At 45.1% G+C, this 16,484-nt stretch carries 13 protein-coding genes; 5 read left to right on the top strand and 8 right to left on the bottom strand.

The window, feature by feature from the left end:
* Positions 1–34: 34 nt before the first annotated feature.
* A complete protein-coding gene (locus tag GK047_RS02840) occupies positions 35–742 on the bottom strand; it encodes an aspartate/glutamate racemase family protein (RefSeq protein WP_163940854.1) in 708 nt (235 codons plus the stop codon).
* Positions 743–893: 151 nt separating this feature from the next.
* Between GK047_RS02840 and pdxR the strand changes: the two genes are divergently transcribed.
* A complete protein-coding gene (gene pdxR, locus GK047_RS02835) occupies positions 894–2,300 on the top strand; it encodes a MocR-like pyridoxine biosynthesis transcription factor PdxR (RefSeq protein ID WP_163940853.1) in 1,407 nt (468 codons plus the stop codon).
* Here the strand turns inward: pdxR and GK047_RS02830 are convergent.
* Positions 2,295–3,923 (bottom strand): hypothetical protein, encoded by a 1,629-nt coding sequence (locus GK047_RS02830; RefSeq protein WP_163940851.1) that lies wholly within the window; start codon positions 3,921–3,923, stop codon positions 2,295–2,297. The genes pdxR and GK047_RS02830 overlap by 6 nt on opposite strands.
* Before the next feature lie 110 nt (positions 3,924–4,033).
* Complete coding sequence (locus GK047_RS02825; protein WP_163940849.1) at positions 4,034–5,521, bottom strand: amidase family protein; 1,488 nt, start codon at positions 5,519–5,521, stop codon at positions 4,034–4,036.
* 312 nt (positions 5,522–5,833) lie between these two features.
* Here GK047_RS02825 and GK047_RS02820 point away from each other — a divergent pair, with 312 nt between their 5' ends.
* Together GK047_RS02820 and GK047_RS02815 are read left to right on the top strand one after the other, a co-directional pair.
* Positions 5,834–6,847: a ParB/RepB/Spo0J family partition protein gene (locus GK047_RS02820; RefSeq protein ID WP_163940847.1), complete on the top strand. Its 1,014-nt coding sequence runs from the start codon at positions 5,834–5,836 to the stop codon at positions 6,845–6,847.
* 26 nt (positions 6,848–6,873) lie between these two features.
* A complete protein-coding gene (locus GK047_RS02815; RefSeq protein ID WP_163940845.1) occupies positions 6,874–7,872 on the top strand; it encodes a zinc-binding dehydrogenase in 999 nt (332 codons plus the stop codon).
* 72 nt (positions 7,873–7,944) lie between these two features.
* Here GK047_RS02815 and GK047_RS02810 read toward each other — a convergent pair whose 3' ends face one another.
* The 3 genes from GK047_RS02810 to GK047_RS02800 all read right to left on the bottom strand — a co-directional run bounded on the left by GK047_RS02810 (position 7,945) and on the right by GK047_RS02800 (position 11,103).
* Positions 7,945–8,580, bottom strand: coding sequence for a transglutaminase-like domain-containing protein (locus GK047_RS02810; RefSeq protein ID WP_163940843.1), 636 nt, complete (start codon positions 8,578–8,580; stop codon positions 7,945–7,947).
* A gap of 22 nt (positions 8,581–8,602) precedes the next feature.
* Positions 8,603–10,405, bottom strand: coding sequence for a helix-turn-helix transcriptional regulator (locus GK047_RS02805; RefSeq protein WP_163940842.1), 1,803 nt, complete (start codon positions 10,403–10,405; stop codon positions 8,603–8,605).
* A 101-nt stretch (positions 10,406–10,506) separates the two neighbouring features.
* Positions 10,507–11,103, bottom strand: a complete 597-nt coding sequence (locus GK047_RS02800; RefSeq protein WP_163940840.1) for a sensor domain-containing protein — start codon at positions 11,101–11,103, stop codon at positions 10,507–10,509.
* 295 nt (positions 11,104–11,398) lie between these two features.
* Here GK047_RS02800 and GK047_RS02795 point away from each other — a divergent pair, with 295 nt between their 5' ends.
* Complete coding sequence (locus tag GK047_RS02795; protein ID WP_163940838.1) at positions 11,399–13,405, top strand: serine hydrolase domain-containing protein; 2,007 nt, start codon at positions 11,399–11,401, stop codon at positions 13,403–13,405.
* Positions 13,406–13,508: 103 nt separating this feature from the next.
* Here GK047_RS02795 and GK047_RS02790 read toward each other — a convergent pair whose 3' ends face one another.
* Positions 13,509–14,255, bottom strand: coding sequence for a DUF975 family protein (locus GK047_RS02790; RefSeq protein ID WP_163940836.1), 747 nt, complete (start codon positions 14,253–14,255; stop codon positions 13,509–13,511).
* A 148-nt stretch (positions 14,256–14,403) separates the two neighbouring features.
* Positions 14,404–15,483, bottom strand: a complete 1,080-nt coding sequence (locus GK047_RS02785; protein ID WP_163940834.1) for a lactonase family protein — start codon at positions 15,481–15,483, stop codon at positions 14,404–14,406.
* Positions 15,484–15,699: 216 nt separating this feature from the next.
* On the opposite strand from GK047_RS02785, the gene GK047_RS02780 reads away from it, so the two are divergent.
* Entirely contained in the window at positions 15,700–16,467 is a 768-nt protein-coding gene (locus GK047_RS02780) for a YheC/YheD family protein (RefSeq protein ID WP_163940832.1), read from the top strand.
* The last annotated feature ends 17 nt before the right edge of the window (positions 16,468–16,484 follow it).

Here is a 16,484-nt window from a genome sequence, read left to right as displayed (position 1 = left end):
CCATAGGTACGCCCCATGTTGCTCTGCTATTGGTCTAACTCATCACATAATTCGAAGCTATTGCAAATTCGACGCTTTCCTCCGCATGAATGCGTGTTGTATCGAAGAGAGGGATCCTCGTATCCTGCTGCTGAATAAGCAAAGGAATTTCGGTGCAGCCCAAAACAATCCCTTCTGCCCCTTGTGCGTGCAAGCGTTCGATAATCGCAATGAATTTAGCTCTGGATTCAGGCAGACAATTTCCTTTAAAAAGCTCATTCCGCAGCACGCCGTGAATCAAATCTCGCTCATCGCTTTCCGGTATGATAACCTCAATGCCATGACGATTCAGCCGCTCACGATAAAACGCTTGCTCCATCGTATAGCGTGTACCCAGGACCCCAACCTTCGTAAGCCCCTGTTTTTTGATTCGCTCAGCCGTAACATCGACAATATGAAGCAGCGGAATTCGAATCGCTGCCTGTACCTCATCGGCCATTTTGTGCATCGTGTTCGTACAGATGACGACTACGTCCGCTCCGCCTTTCTCTAAAATCCGGGCGGATTCAACCATAATTCGAGTCGCTTCCTCCCAATCTCCTCGTTCCTGAAGTTTAACAATTTCTTCGAAATCCAAGGAATAGAGCAAGCATTTAGCCGAATGTAAGCTGCCGAGACGTTCATTCATTATTCGATTTATATGACGGTAGTACTCCGTCGTTGATTCCCAGCTAAGTCCACCGATTAAGCCGATTGTTTTCATTGGTCACTGCTCCATTTCATGATGACAAGTAAGCCTACTAGGCAATGTTCTTCGTTCCTGTTATCATCATAATACATCATTAACTGGTCATGAAAGATCCACAATTTAATTATTCTCATAGTACCAGATGTAAGATTGGAGAAAGAGTGCCATGCTGTTAACGGTCGATCGAACCAAGGAGCAAACATTAACTACACAAGTATACGAACAACTTCGTGAGGCCATCTGGAGCAAGGTGCTCGTGGAAGGCATGAAATTACCATCCTCCAGAGAGCTTGCATCTCAATGTGGCGTATCACGAAATATTATTATGGAGGCCTACGATCAACTGCTGGTGGAAGGATATTTGGAGGTTCGCCCTCGTTCAGGCACCTTCGTTGCCGAAGGCGCTTCACTGCGTCTAAGATCAAGCCCAGAGCATCCCAATGACCCTGAAGTTCTCTCCACCATAAAAGCAAGCCGCTCCCTCATCGATTTCCATGCGAGCCGACCAGCAACGGACTATTTCCCACGTCATCTGTGGGGGCGACTCGCCAAAGAAACATGCTACGAATCTCCTGATCATCTATTTGGCTATATTGAGCCTGAAGGCGCCTTGGCACTTAGAAGCACGCTAGCCTCCTATTTGAGACAGGTCAGAGGTGTTCGCTGCCAGCCCAATCAAATTCTCATTACCTCCGGAGCTACCCAGGCGCTATATTTGATCACAAAACTGCTTACTGATACGCAATCTTACATTGCTGTAGAAGATCCTGCAGCAAGTGAAATGCGTGCTATATTCACCTATGCAGGCGCAGAAGTGCGCCCCATTCAGGTCGACGATAAGGGGATTCTGCCTGATCGTTTGTCTCGTTCCGACAGGCCTAGCTTCGTCTTTGTGACTCCCTCCCATCAGTTTCCCCTGGGGGGCACCTTACCCATCCAACGAAGAATTCAACTGATCGAGTATGCGAGAGCCATGAATTGTTACATTGTAGAGGACGACTACGATAGCGAATTCACCTATGATGGCGTACCTGTTCATTCCATGCAGGGTCTTGATCCTGAAAAGGTCATTTATGTAGGAACATTCAGTAAAATCCTATCTCCCTCCCTGCGAATCGGGTACATTGTACTCCCATCGTCCCTATTAGCAACCTTTCAAAAAAATAAGTGGTATCTAGACCGCCATACCTCTGCACTAGAGCAGCTAATAATGGCTCGTTTTATTGAAAAGGGGCACCTTGAACGGCATATCCGCCGGATGAGAAAAGTGTATCGGAAACGAAGGGAAGTTTTAATCAAAAGCTTGACGGAGCATTTCGGGGCTGTCGAAATATTAGGACACGCCGCAGGCATGCATCTGGTTGTCAGATTCGAAGGACTCACATTCGATGATACGCTCGTACAGCAATTTAAAGACCACGATCTGCTCGTCTATCCCGTCGAACAATTCGCTTTAACGAAAGGTTCGTATACAAACAGCGTGGTCCTTGGTTATGGAGGACTGACAGTCGAAAGGATCAAAGAGGGTATTCTTCGAATGAAAATGGTTATGGGGAACTACCTCATTTCATAAAAAAGCTGGCGATATGAAATACGAGTACCACAAATTCGTCATCAAACCATCGAGCAATACGAAATAGAGCAGCTCTAATCCAATATTGCGCTCATCCAAACCTTTTCTCCAAATCCTTGTAAATGCGTACGCAAGCACACCGAAAATCAGGTAAAGCAGCAGATAGCCCCAGGTGGATTGTAAAAAATCCGGCATGACCTGCAAGGCTAGAGGCTTGCGGTAATCGTTGATTAGTAACACTTTAACCACGAAATACATACCAAGCGACAATCCAAAATTAAGCTTGGCGTGCGAGTCATACAGATACTGCCAGAAGGCGCTAAGTACTAGCAAATAAAGGCCAGGTAAAACGATCCACTTCAAACTTAACAGCGCAGTCAGCAGTCCGATTCCCCAAAGGAGAGGCAGCGTCTCAGCAGCTATACGGTAATCTTGGGCTGTCAAGGTATTCATTCTCTCTAGATAAGGTAATTGATCCGTCGCATAGTAAACGCGGAACGATCCAGCGTTTTCTGGAGCCAACCAGACTGCAAGTCCATGCCCTTTACCCGAAATCAAGATCGGGTACTCGGCAAAACCATCGAAATGGCTAAGCCGCTCTGATGAGCTTAGCTTCCCTTCCTTCAGATCCAGCTTGTAAACTTCCTGGCTTGTTAACCGACGATTCTTCTCGTAAACTGACGAAACGATCAACGCTCCCTCGCCGGACGGTGTCTTGCTAAAGGTTGGATGCAGAACGGTGTCTGAGTCTACCCCTTTCGAGACAGGAAGGTTTATCTGCTCATCCTGAGCGGTTTCTGGACGATTCGATGGAAAGCTAAGCAGATGCAAAGCGCTTTTTCCTGATTTGTTCGAGCTGATGGTATATGCGACCTTAAGCGAAGTTCCCTCTTGAATAATCGACATATCATCCAATTTGCTCGTCGTCAGCTCAACATCCTTCAGCTTATTCAGCTGTAAAGGTCGCAAGGATTCCGCTTCTAGCTTGGCATAACCAATTGCAACTTTCCCTTCCTGATTAGCTGCATACACGATCCCTAAGCTGCCATCCTGTTCTATTACACCTTGCAGCTGACTAATGCCTGCAATATCAAGCTTTGACCAGCTTATTGCTTTCTTCCCTTCGATGGCCCCAACATAGAGGTTATCCTCGTTATAAGCGAGCAGCAGCCTGCTTCCGTTAGCGCCATTCACGGCTTGAACGTGTGAAACCCCTATTTCACTAAGCAATTGTTTTGGCGACCACGCGCCGTCCTTCCATTCACTGGCGAATAGTTTCTTATCCGCTCCAATCCAGACGGCATCCTCTTTTGTTAGCGTGTAGGATCTGAAGGATCCGTTGTCAGGCAATGGCCTCGTTTGGGAAACCTGACGACCCTCCTCATTTACGCTCACATACACAAGAGATTGACCTGATCTATAAGCAAAAGCCCCTTCGCCGATTGGCTGAACGGCCTTCCCATTCGCAGCTAAATGAGGCAGCGCTGTCGCTCGCCCATAAGACGCTGGATAAGGCTTTGCTTTCTCATTAGCCAGCATCAACGTATGAATGGTGCCAATACCAAGAAAAATCAATACAAACGGTACATAAGTAAATAGCTTCCATGCTGTTTTTTTGCTCATTTTTTTATAAACCGTCCTTAAAAATCATACTAATATTACCAGAATATCCTGTTCAAAAGCTTAAAGCTTACTCAGGCAGCTTGTCAACCGTCGGTTAAATAATGGCGAATCTATTTTGCGTCCAAATGAGGTGCTCTCCGATGTTTGGTGGCTTGCTCAAAGCCATAGGCGATCTTGATCAACGTCGGTTCACTATAGGCCGTACCGACAAAAGTGATGCCCTGCGGTCCTTTCGTCTGATAACCTCCTGGAGCGATAACCCCATTTACCGCGTAACCTCCTGGGACTGTAATTAATGGATAACCCGCTCTTGCAGCCAAATCCGAGCCTCCCTCATTGCCAAGAAATAAGAGCGCGTCTAATCGGTGCTTCTCTAGTGCGAAATCGATGCCTTGCCTGCGCGACATCTCCGCATTTTTTGATTTACTGTCCAAATATTCCTGCTCCGTCAGTGTACCGCTTGTTTTATCCGAATCGATGAGGATATCCTGCCCGTATTTCAACGCTTTTTCTGTGTTTCTTTCATTAAAAGCAATAACATCCTGTAGGGAATGTACCTGTATATTTGCAGGTAATCGGACTAAATAGTCATTCAGATCCTTTTTAAATTCATACTTCAACACATGCCAGTCCCAGACTGTAGATTGACATGGAAGCTCCACAGGATCGATGATCGTAGTGCCTTTATTTTTCAACACGACGATGGCGGCTTCCACGATAGCTAATCGATCTTCATCCAAGTCCTCATAGTAAAAACGGGGAATTCCAATCCTTGCTTGTTGCAAGTAATCCACATCCAGGAACTGCGCGTAGTCTCGATACGAACGATTTAAACTAGATAACGTGTCAACATCCCGGGCATCCTTCCCTGTCAGAGCACCCAGCACAATTGCCGCGTCTGTCACCGTTCTGGCAATTGGCCCAGCTGAGTCTTGACTATGTGCAATAGGAATGATGCCGGATCGACTAATTAAGCCGACCGTAGGCTTTATTCCGACGAGGCTGTTCTGACTAGCGGGGCTAATGATTGATCCCGACGTTTCCGTGCCAATCGCTGCAGCACCCAAATTAGCTGCAATGGCTGCCGCTGAGCCAGAGCTCGATCCGCCAACGAATAGCTCGCCTGGATCGTAAGGGTTCAGCGTTAATCCGCCTCTTGAACTATAACCCGCCCATATGGTACTTGACATAAATCCGGCCCATTCCGTCATGTTTGTTTTCCCGAGTATAACGGCACCTGCGGAGCGGAGTTGCGCAGCGACGAATGAATCTTCAGCAGCTGTAGAATCTGCTAGCGCGATCGACCCTGCACTCGTATGCATACGATCGTGCGTGTCTATATTGTCCTTAAGTAGGATCGGAATCCCATGCAGGCTGCCTCGACTTCCCTTTTCTGCCCTTTCTTTATCCAACGCCTTGGCAATATCAACGGCATCTGGATTTATTTCCAAAACGGTATGAAGATTAACATCATACTTACTAATTCGCGCTATATAAGCGACAACAAGCTCCTCTGAACGTAGCAAGCCCGCTTCCATAGCTGTCTGCATGCTCTTTATATCTGCTTCTACAAGCCAATCTTCAAGTTCCCTATTCATGAATGAACCTCACCTTCATCATTTCTTATGGTGGGCCCTGTCATTATCACACGGCCTACCTTCCATTATATGGATTTGCACATATTGCTATCATGCCACAAATCATTGTATAAATGGAAAGGAAACTATGAATAATAGCCATTTTTTACGAAGGCACCTGCACAGCTCAGGTCGGGCTTTATGTTTTCCTTTGGTCTGTTCATTATTTGTAGATTAAGAAAATATTCCTACGCCTACTGCTGTAGTATATAATACGTATGTCCCCATTGACCGCTTGAATGACTGACTTAATTGAACGATAGGAGAACGAACATGGATATTATCGAAATTCCCACACATTTAATTGATGAAGATACGGATCAACCCAGATACCAGTTTGATGAAGATTCCCTTATTGAATTAATGAAAAGCATCGAAGAACTCGGGCTTTTATCCCCTATTAAAGTAAGAACTACCGAACAGGGGCGCTATAAAATTATATATGGAAATAGACGGTACAAAGCTTGCAAAACGCTCGAACGTCAGACGATCCCTTGTATCGTCTCTACGGTTACGAATGAATTGGAAATTTATCTCGAACAAATCGCAGAAAATCTGACGAGAGAAGGCTTCTCACCCATCGAAGAAGCTGAAGCCTTCAACAAGCTGTTGAACGATCCGAAATTCAGCAGCTCGACCAAGTACCTATCGAGTAAACTCGGCAAACCAGAGACTTATATCAAAAATAAATGTGATCTGCTAAAGTTCGGAAACTCCGTAAGAAAACTAATCGTAGGCGGCACAGAAATAAAGAAAGATAAGCTAACGGAAGATCAACTCCTGCCAATTAAAGACTTAGCGATCGAACACCGCGATCCGCTCGCTCTCATTATTGCTAAAGACGAACTCCCCGTGAGCGATGTCAAAAAGATCGCTCGCTTATTTAAAGATAAAGATATTTCCGACAGTACGAAAGGCAAGTTATTATACAAATCGGGACATGAGCTGCTACAAACCTGGTCTGTCTTTGAGCAAAACAAAGCAGAACGAGCAAAGTCGGCAGAACCAAAGGCGCCAAAGAAAAGCAAAAAAGCTGATGCAAACAATGCGGCTGAGAAAGATGGACATAACACGGTAGCCTCATCAACAACTACAATGAATCCTATTGAGGCCCAATTAAAGCAGCTGATCGCCGCCCTTCCAGCCCGTCCCTCAACATCAGAAGCAATCAACATTCAAAATTCCGATAAAGAAAGCTTTCTAAGCGGCATCGACATGCTTATTGAAAACCTGGAGACGCATTTAGCGGACTGGAGAAGGATCAAGCAGCAGGTTGAATCCAATTAAATTCCAAACATAGGGTGGTGTAGGGCATGACAAAACAGATGCATGCAGTGTTATTGAACGATTATTTGGGACCTTCAGGACTTGTGTACGGCCAAACGCCGATTCCTGAAATTAACAGTCATGAAGTGCTCATCAAGGTGCATGCCGCTTCGATTAATCCAGCTGACCTCTTGTTCATGGACGGGCATTATGGGATTAAGCGGAATCTGCCTTGTGTTGGCGGGATGGAGGGTTGTGGAACGGTTGTCGCTACAGGGAACAGCCTTGTTGCGCGGATGTTGAAAGGAAAGCGCGTCGCCTTCGTGTCGGAAAGTTTCGGATCGTGGGCAGCGTACACCAAAGCAAGTGCGATGACGTGCATGGTCCTGCCAAACTCTGTGTCGGACGAGCAGGGTGCTGTCTTCTTCGTGAATCCAGCAAGCGCGTTAGCCATGATCAAGATCGCCAAACAGCATAAAAGCAAAGCTATCGTACAAACTGCCGGGGCCAGCGCACTTGGCAAAATACTCGTCAAGCTTGGGCAAGCACATGGGCTGCCGATCATAAGTGTTGTCCGAAAGGAAGAACATGAACGCCTTCTAAAGGATCTAGGAAATCCTCATGTGATTAACCGTCATTCGGCTCATTTTGAGCAAGATTTAAAGCAGAAATGTCACGACCTTGGGGCTACGATTGGCTTTGATGCTGTCGGCGGTGATTGGACTGGCCTCGTTCTCTCCGCCCTTCCTGATGGTTCAACGGTTTATCAATATGGACTCCTTGGAGGCAGCACGACAACCATCCGAACGGAAGACCTTGTTTTCCGCCGTAAAAGCATTGTAGGTTTTTGGGCATCCGACTGGGTGAAAACACAATCCATTTTCGAGCTGCTCGCTCTGCAATCCTCTATGAAAAAGTGTATCGGTACTACGATTCAAACCGAAATTAACCAAACCTTTCCGCTCCATGAAGCGGTTTCAGCCATCAACCATTATTGTTCTAACATGACCTCAGGTAAAGTTCTTCTAATACCTAACAAACAATAGATTCCTATAACTTATTGTAACAAGAAAAAGCTTTGTCCAGCACTTGCTCGGATTAAGCTTTTTCATTGATAATTATTGCGCTTCAAAAGTGGCAGCGCCCTTTAAATGTGTAGGTAAATGATTGAGACACATATTCAAACAATCTGTCTGTTCCTTTAAAACGGCAATCGTTTCTGGGCATGGATTCACATAAATGACTGGATAGTCAATTTCCTCATAGTACTCTCTGACTGGAAAAGCAAGCTTCTTGCTATCCATTGAAAACTGAGCATCAACTCCTGCCTTGTTCCCACGTGCATCGAGCCTAACCCACCGATCCATTGCCTGTATATACACCGCATTTAGAGCGTGGATACAGTACCCAGTATCCGGTGTATCACCGAGAGTAAGACGTTGATAACAAAAACCAGTTGGAATCCCTTTATACCTCAAGAGCGCACTCAACAGGTTAGATTTGGCATAGCAAATCCCTTCCTTATAAAGCAACGCCTCCGAAGCCTTACACGTAACACGCGAACTTTGGATATCCCAAGAGTGGGAAATATGATCACGTACAAAGCTATAGGTACGTCTCACAAAATCCACTTCATTTGCGGATTGTAGGTATAAGTCTTCCGCTTTTTCCATAATGAGTGGATGACTATAATCCACTTCTTCTGTTTCGAGTAAATAATGGCTCCTGACATCTGATTCTGCGGTTAGTTTCATCTTTTACCACCCCTTAAGTTCTTTAAAGAAGCCCAGCTTCCACAGCCTTCTGAACCGCTTCTTCTCGATTGCGTACACCCAGTTTGAGATAAACCGTTGAAGCATAATTCCTCACCGTTCCGTCAGATAAATATAATCTGGAGGCGATCGTCTTATAACGCAGCCCTTTGGCTACCAACTCTAAAATCTCTAGTTCCCGCGATGTTAGCCCATAGGGGTCCATTGACTTCGTTTCCGCACTTTGAGCTTCTGTCTCTATTTGAGATATGCCAAGCTCCTCAAACAATTTCGTCGACATATCCTGAGCGATGATTGCGCCCCCGCGATGGACGAGGCGAATCGTTTCCGCCAATTCGCGTGGCTCCATAGACTTCAGCAAATAACCGTCTGCTCCGCTTCGCAGCACTTCAATGGCTTTTTCTTTTTCCTGAAAAGTAGTCAAGATCAGTACGCGAATGTCTGGCCAATGCTGTTTAATCATTTTGGTAGCCGAAATACCATCCATATTCGGCATGTCCAGATCCATAAGCACCACTTGCGGCTGCGCCTGCTCGCACATAGCTACAGCCTGTCCGCCATCCTCAGCCAAACCAACCACTTGCAGATCTCGCTGCCCTTCCAAGAGGATTCGAAGGCTTTCTCGAATGAACGGCTGGTCGTCAACAAGGAGCAACCGAATAACTTGATCAGGCAGCTCCATTTGCCTTGGCAATGTGCAGGTAACGACGGTTCCTTCGCCTAGCTCCGAGTAGACAGATATTTGCCCCTGGAGATTAAAAGCTCGCTCTTTCATCGCCGTCAATCCGAAGCCTTCCTGCAAATTCTCGGCCCCTTGGCCGTTATCCTGCACTTCAAGTCGCGTCTGACGCTGCTCAAATTGCAAGGAAACTACAATTTCCGTTGCATGACCATGACGCACCGCATTGGTTAACGATTCCTGCAGGCAGCGATAAAAGGTCATTTGGGTCTGTTTAGGTAACGAACATTCGTCTCCCAAGGCTCTGAAGCGAACGTTGACTTTGGAGTTTGCCTGAAACTCATCGATCAGCTGCTTTAATGACTGGACCAGCGGCAGCCTGTCTTGCGGTGAGTCCATTTGGTGTACATATCCTCTGACTTCATCTATGCTCCTACGCGCCAAATGCAGCAAAGAATCAAGTTTATCCTCGCCAAGCTTTGTCGAAAGCTCAGGCCGTAAGGTTTCCAAACCCATGATGATAGACGTATAAGAATGTCCGACTGTATCGTGCAAATCCTTGGAGAGCCTGTTTCGCTCTTCGAGGAGCGTTACGCGCTCAATTTGGGATAAATACTGTTCTAAAACGGTATTTTGATCGCGGATAATCTCATTTTGTCGATGATTGACGACGAGTAGATGAAAAGCAAAACCTATCGCATAAGCCAGTCCGGTGTGGGCGATTGTTAACCAAGGATTGCTCTGAATAGAGACCATATTGATCAATATTGGAATAACGAGGATGGTAATGGGTCCCGACCAACGATATGATTTTTGGGCACTATTGGCTGCAATCATGAATGCAGGCATCAAAAAGACAAGATATGCTTCAGGGAATAAAAAGCTTAAGTACAAGCATATGCCACCGTAAAGAATCATTTCTGCAACGAGATAATAGCGAAAGTTAAGCAGCAAGATCAGCCAAGGCACAGAAAAAGCGATGATCTCCCAGAAAACAGCTGCCCACAAGGGTAAAGTCAACTGCTCCTGCACCTCAACCATGGTGAGAATGAGGGAAATACAGATTATAAGCCGAAGTATCAGCATAATCCAGTCATACCAGAACCACTGTTTTACCATATCAAACAAATCAGTCACCTCCTCCAAACTTCTCCCTATGTTCCCTAACTATTATAGAACAACCTCCACCCGTATGCACTTTTCAAAATTGTTACTTAGGTATTAAAGCTTCAAACTCGATATCCTTTAATCGCCTTGATCATATGACGCGTATAAACACCGCACATGCGTACTGCTCCCTCGCCGATCCACAATCCAAGAGCGGCAAGAGCAAGCCCAATAACCATAACAGACAGAGACTTCGTCAGTGTGTTTATTGGCATACCCAGTATTTGGATATTTATATAAGGAGCAAGGAAAGGTGTCAAAATCAAAATCAATGGCATGATGTACAAGACAACTGTGCCGATGAGACACACAAGCCCAATAACAAGCTTCTGCATCAACCAAAAGATCGCGCTCCAGTTACGCCGATCCATAAGCTCAGCTTTGGCCTGCAACCAAAGCTGGCCGTCTATTGGTTGTTTCCCTTCATATGGCTCTATCGAGATATCCGTATAGATCTTCGTTTGAATACGTTCATATTGCACAAAGGTTTGCGTAGTACGCATCACGTAGGTAAGTAGCGGAATCCCTATTAATGTAAAAGATAGGCTTACGCCAAGCGTCAGACTAACTAGGTAAAAACAAAAGTAAAACAATCCCGTAGTGAAAGTAAGTAACAAAAAGATTACATTTTGCATGTTGCGTACGAGCCGTTTTTTCATGTTCATTACACCTCCTTTGTTTGTTGAACCCCTTTATTCGTCTGTAGTTTAATCCACCAACTCTCTTGATAGCTAGTGTCAAAATGTCATATGACAGATCAGCAAACGAATTAAAAGGCACGATACGAAGAGGTGACACAAGGTAACTTGTTAGTATGACAGCCTGTTTGCAATACTCAGGGGGTGTTGGCCATCCAGAACACAAGCAGGAAGGAGGAATCCTAAACATCATTTAACACGTGCCGGAATGGAAAACAACGAAGCAACTATCAACCACTTAAAGGAGAATGAAGCTATGCATAAAATGACTCGCAATCTCTCTCTCGCTACTTTACTATTATCTTCAACTGTTTTTACTGCTTGTTCAGCGCAGGATTCCAGTGCCGCACCTAACAATGCCGTATCTCAACCAACGACTAAGGTAAGCGCGAAGGGTCCACAAGATTCAAAAGAAATCGAAGCGTTCATGGACCCTGTATTTGCGGAAAAAATGAAGAAATATAATGTCAACGGGTCTAATTTCGTAGTCGTCAAAGACGGCAAAGTGCTCGTCAATAAAGGGTATGGCTATGCCGATAAGGAAAAGAAGACACTTGTAGATAAAGACACCGTTTTCCAAATCGCTTCCGTTTCGAAGACATTTACCGCCTTAGCGGCCTTGCAGCTTGCAGAAAAAGGAAAGATCGATCTCAAGCACGATATCACCGAGTATCTTGGTGGCATGAAAGTACCGAATAAAACGAATAAACCGTTAACCATGTACGATATGCTGACCTACACAGCAGGATTTGATTATCCGGATAAAGCACTCTATGTTGGACCTGAGTATGTGAATCAGGTCATTCCCATGAAAGAGTTTATGACAGAGCATATGCCAACAGTCGTTCGAACGCCTGGAGAAGCTTATACCTACGACAATTTTGCTTTCCTACTTGCTGGTTATGCCGTAGAAACCGTAAGCGGTATACCGTTCCCTCAGTATATGGAAAAGAATGTGTTCAAGCCATTAGGCATGAACTCCACTAGCTCTCGTTTCACTCCTGAGCTTCTAGCCAGAATGGCCACACAATACGGTGTAGATGGTGCGCCTCACCCGGCATACGGACAAGCCCCAACCGATGGACCACAGGGCAGTATCCTTTCAACAGGAGAGGACATGGCTAAGTATTTGATCATGTTTCAGCAACAGGGTACCTTCGATGGGAAGGAAATCGTTAGCAAGAAAACAATGGAGCAGATGCAAACCTACGCGGTGTTCGCCGACAAATCGATTCCTATGACGACCGTTGGTGGATTTGAAGGCTATCGTAATGATCTCATGAATGGCCACCATGTCGTCCTCAAGGGAGGGAACATGCCAGGTCATCAATCATTGGTCGTTTTATTGCCAGAGAAAAACACCGCTTTTTATATGTCCTATAACAATGATACGATGATGAGCTTAGAAGTGTATGAGGCGTTCATGGATCATTATTTCCCAGACGAGAGAACGCCAGAGAAAAACACTTATGTCCCTTTAAGTGAGTCAGACGCGGCTAAATACGTGGGATCTTATCAAAATACGCGATTTTATTTCTTGAAATCCAACTTTACTTATGCAGATGGCAACCTGCTTATGGAGACAGGAACTGGCGGCAAGCATACCTTGAAAATGGTAAATCCCCTATTGTTTGAAGATGAGTCTGGTAACAAATTAGCTTTTAAGAAAGATCATAAAGATCAGGTTGAATACTTCTATTACACGAACCCCAACTCCTTAGATTATGGTTCTGATGCCCGTAAGGTTCATCTGAAGCCAGCATTCACAGATGTACCTAGTGACAGCGTCTATAAAACCTACATCGACAATCTGCATTCTTTTGATGTTATAAGCGCTAAATCAGGCAACCTTTTCGAGCCACGCGGCACAATGACCCAAGGCGAGTTTGCGGATGTCGCTATTCTTGCCCATGGATGGGCTACATTTAGTGATTACCTTGATAGTAACAAAGAAAAGATCGTATCCAGCGTACCTGGATTTGATCGTAATGCCCCGATTACAAGACAAATTGCAGCGGTTATGATTCAAAATCTAAAACAAGCCAAGCCCGCAACAGATATTAAGCTTACGGGTGACACGGATTCTTGGGCGGTTGATGCGATCACCGCACTAGTGTCTCAAGGCATTATAGACCCAGATACAAAAGTAAAAGCGGACGGCTCTGTGGATTTCCGTTCTAAGCAACCTTTGCTTCGTCAAGAAGCGAGTGCTTTACTTGATCTTGCATTTGGTTATTATTCATTACCCATCAAGAACAAATAGTACCACAAACAAAACACCCCATTGTTTCATGAACACAGAGAATGCCTCTATGTTATGAACCCTATGGGGTGCTTTTTACTATATCCTGACATTCTCAAAGGAATTACGCCTGCAGCCTTAACTCCTCCGTCGTGCTTATCCCATATTCTAATGCTCGTTGGCGCAAAGTTAAGTAGAGCTCAGCTTTGGTAGCATTGACATAAGGCCACACAAAAATGACCCCGACGAACAACGCTAAGGTTCCTAATAGATACCAACCTATAAAACTGAGATCCAGTACGAACATGCTCGTCTTATGACCATCCGTCATTTCATTGCTTAAACCAACAGCACGTTTGTAGCCAATATGAGGATTATCCGCTAGTATATACGGAACCATACTGTACGCATACGATTTGACGAAGCCAGGAATAATCAATAGCAGGAACCATAATAGATTGAGAAGATCGCGCCAAAACATAGCTTTAATCGTATCCAAATACCTTGACTGCTCGAAAGCAAACCCTACATGATTCAGATCCACATCCTGTTCCGCTGCTTGTTTAAAATACCGTTTAGCTCCTATTTCAAGCGGATAACCCAGAAAAATACGTAAAGCAAAAACGACTATAAAAATAACAAGAGCCGAAGTAATGACCACCCCCAAAATTAGCCAGAAAAGCTCATTGCCTAAAGATGTAAAGCTATTCCCTAGGTTCCACGCTTCTCCCTTAATAACTCGTCCATCGAAATGAATCGAACTCTCCTCGCCACCAACAATAGCTAGAAGCAAACTAATGATGAACGCCTTCCAATAGGAAGATCTTAACGTTTCTTTGGCTCTTGTTTTTAAATCACTACGACTCCACATAGGTCCCTCCCTCTTATCCCTAGAAAATATCATTCGCCCTTTTATCATATACGAATTATATCAATAAATACCAAATATAAGTGTGTGCAATACAAACAATACCCTCCGCACATGCGAAGGGTATTGAAGTGTTCGTTATCCGATTCGATTAATGGATACTGACAAACTTGATGCAAACAGGCTTAGACACACTCAAAACACTTCCCGTAGGAAGAAGCTTCCCCGTACTTTCATCTCTCTTAAACGTGACGATGTTGTTCGCATCCCGATTCGCTACCAACATAAATTGTCCGTCTGGTGATAGGGCAAAATTACGAGGATGACCTCCTAGTGTTGGAGCAAACTCAACGATGCTAAGTCTGCCGGTTACGCGATCAATCGCATATACGACAATGCTGTCGTGACCTCGGTTAGACCCATAGAGGAAATTGCCATCTGGAGAAATGTGGATGTCAGCACAAGCATTTTCCCCTTCAAAGTCATCAGGTAGTGTAGACAGGCTCTGAATTTCGGTCAACACGCCCAGCTCCTCGTCATAAGAGAAAGCAGTAATCGTCGAATTCAGTTCATTAATTACGTACCCGTAAGCAAAGGATGGATGAAAGGCGAAATGTCGCGGTCCAGATCCTGGAGCTACTTGAACTTCCCCATGTGGAAGGAGTCGGTGCGCAGCCAGGTCCAGCTTATACAACAAAATGCGATCCAGACCCAAATCGCAAACGCCAACAAAACGATTCTGTCGGTCAATAAACACGAAATGGGCATGTGGTCGGTCCTGATCAGGCAATATGCTTGATCCCTTATGCCATTGGATATCAGTGATAGCCCCGACTCGGCCATCCTCAAGCAGCGGGGACAAACCAATCATGCCGCCGTGATAGCTAGCTACGAGGATACACTGATTAGTATGGTCCAAAGTAATATGACAGGTAGTTGCAGGCACCGTATTTTCTTTGTTTAACAACGATAGCTTGCCCGATGCTGGATCAATCTCGAATGCAGCTGCAGCTCCACAACGCTGACCTTCAGAACCAATCCCCTCTGTCAGTGCGTACACCTTGAGATTGTCTGAATTCACTTCCAGAAAAGTTGGGTTTTGCAAACCATCCACTTCATCGATTACGGTAAGACTACCGTTTGACTCCTCGTAACTGCCTACATATAGCCCTGGTTGATTCGATTCTGCATAGGAACCAATAAATGCGAGTATCTTCTTCTTATTTTCCATAATTACACACATCCTATCCCAATTCATGTCCTATGCGCATTATCGCAAATCCACTTGCGATTGGCAACTCATAAACCATTCATGGAGTGAACTACGCCCATTATCTGCTTAAACCCGAAACAATCCCCTAACGAGCCATACGATATAGGAGTCACAACCTTAGTAGCAGCAAGGAATCGTTGCAGAGCAGCAGCGAACCTGACGGGAGGATTACAGATGAAGAGGTATGGCAATAACAAATGGGGAAAAACACTCGTACTAAATCAGCGTCAGGATTTGAGGCGTTTTGTCCCTGAAACGAAAAAGGCAACGAAAAAAGACCTCCTCACCATGTTGGAGAAGCATAAGATGGTTTATATCAAGCCCAATCAAGGAACGGGCGGATTCGGAATTATTAAAGCCGAAATTCAAACGAACAAAGCACCGAAATTCAAGTTTACGGTGAATACGCAAACCTATCGATTTAACAACTTTGACGCTTTCTATCATGCTATACAAAAAAAGTTCAACAGTCGTATGTATGTGGTCCAGAAAGGCATCCACATGTTGAAGTTCAACAACCGTCCGTTTGATATTCGCATCATGGTCCAAACCAATGAACGCGGCCATTGGGAGCACACGGGAACGATCGGTCGGGTTGCTCATCCCAGACGCATTGTGACCAATTATCACAACGGCGGCACCCCTCTACCACTTGATGTACTGCTTAAGCCTCATGTGAATGTGCAAGAGAGACAACATCTCAACAAGGAGTTGTCCCAGTTAGGTTTAACCATTGCTCGCCATTTACGAACCGCCTTTCCACGATTAAAAGAGATCGGCGTCGATGTAGGGATCGACCGCGCGCGACACCCATGGATTTTCGAAGTGAATACGCGTCCAGACCCGTTTATTTTCAGAAAGCTCCCAGATTCAAAGGTGTTCCGGAGAGTCCTTAAGCTTACTCGACTTCATGGTCGCTTTCTACCTAAAAAGATCAGGTAGCTGCGTATTTCGATTTC

This window comes from Paenibacillus sp. SYP-B3998, from assembly GCF_010820665.1.
Lineage (GTDB): Bacteria > Bacillota > Bacilli > Paenibacillales > NBRC-103111 > Paenibacillus_E.
This window is presented reverse-complemented; position numbering and strand designations above follow the sequence as displayed.

What these genes read in the sequence shown, in the direction of transcription:
- GK047_RS02795 (WP_163940838.1), top strand. Translation starts at nt 11,399, where the DNA reads ATGCATAAAATGACTCGCAATCTCTCTCTCGCTACTTTACTATTATCT.
- GK047_RS02840 (WP_163940854.1), bottom strand. Translation starts at nt 742, where the DNA reads ATGAAAACAATCGGCTTAATCGGTGGACTTAGCTGGGAATCAACGACG.
- pdxR (WP_163940853.1), top strand. Translation starts at nt 894, where the DNA reads ATGCTGTTAACGGTCGATCGAACCAAGGAGCAAACATTAACTACACAA.
- GK047_RS02820 (WP_163940847.1), top strand. Translation starts at nt 5,834, where the DNA reads ATGGATATTATCGAAATTCCCACACATTTAATTGATGAAGATACGGAT.
- GK047_RS02830 (WP_163940851.1), bottom strand. Translation starts at nt 3,923, where the DNA reads ATGAGCAAAAAAACAGCATGGAAGCTATTTACTTATGTACCGTTTGTA.
- GK047_RS02780 (WP_163940832.1), top strand. Translation starts at nt 15,700, where the DNA reads ATGAAGAGGTATGGCAATAACAAATGGGGAAAAACACTCGTACTAAAT.
- GK047_RS02825 (WP_163940849.1), bottom strand. Translation starts at nt 5,521, where the DNA reads ATGAATAGGGAACTTGAAGATTGGCTTGTAGAAGCAGATATAAAGAGC.
- GK047_RS02815 (WP_163940845.1), top strand. Translation starts at nt 6,874, where the DNA reads ATGACAAAACAGATGCATGCAGTGTTATTGAACGATTATTTGGGACCT.
- GK047_RS02810 (WP_163940843.1), bottom strand. Translation starts at nt 8,580, where the DNA reads ATGAAACTAACCGCAGAATCAGATGTCAGGAGCCATTATTTACTCGAA.
- GK047_RS02785 (WP_163940834.1), bottom strand. Translation starts at nt 15,483, where the DNA reads ATGGAAAATAAGAAGAAGATACTCGCATTTATTGGTTCCTATGCAGAA.
- GK047_RS02790 (WP_163940836.1), bottom strand. Translation starts at nt 14,255, where the DNA reads ATGTGGAGTCGTAGTGATTTAAAAACAAGAGCCAAAGAAACGTTAAGA.
- GK047_RS02800 (WP_163940840.1), bottom strand. Translation starts at nt 11,103, where the DNA reads ATGAAAAAACGGCTCGTACGCAACATGCAAAATGTAATCTTTTTGTTA.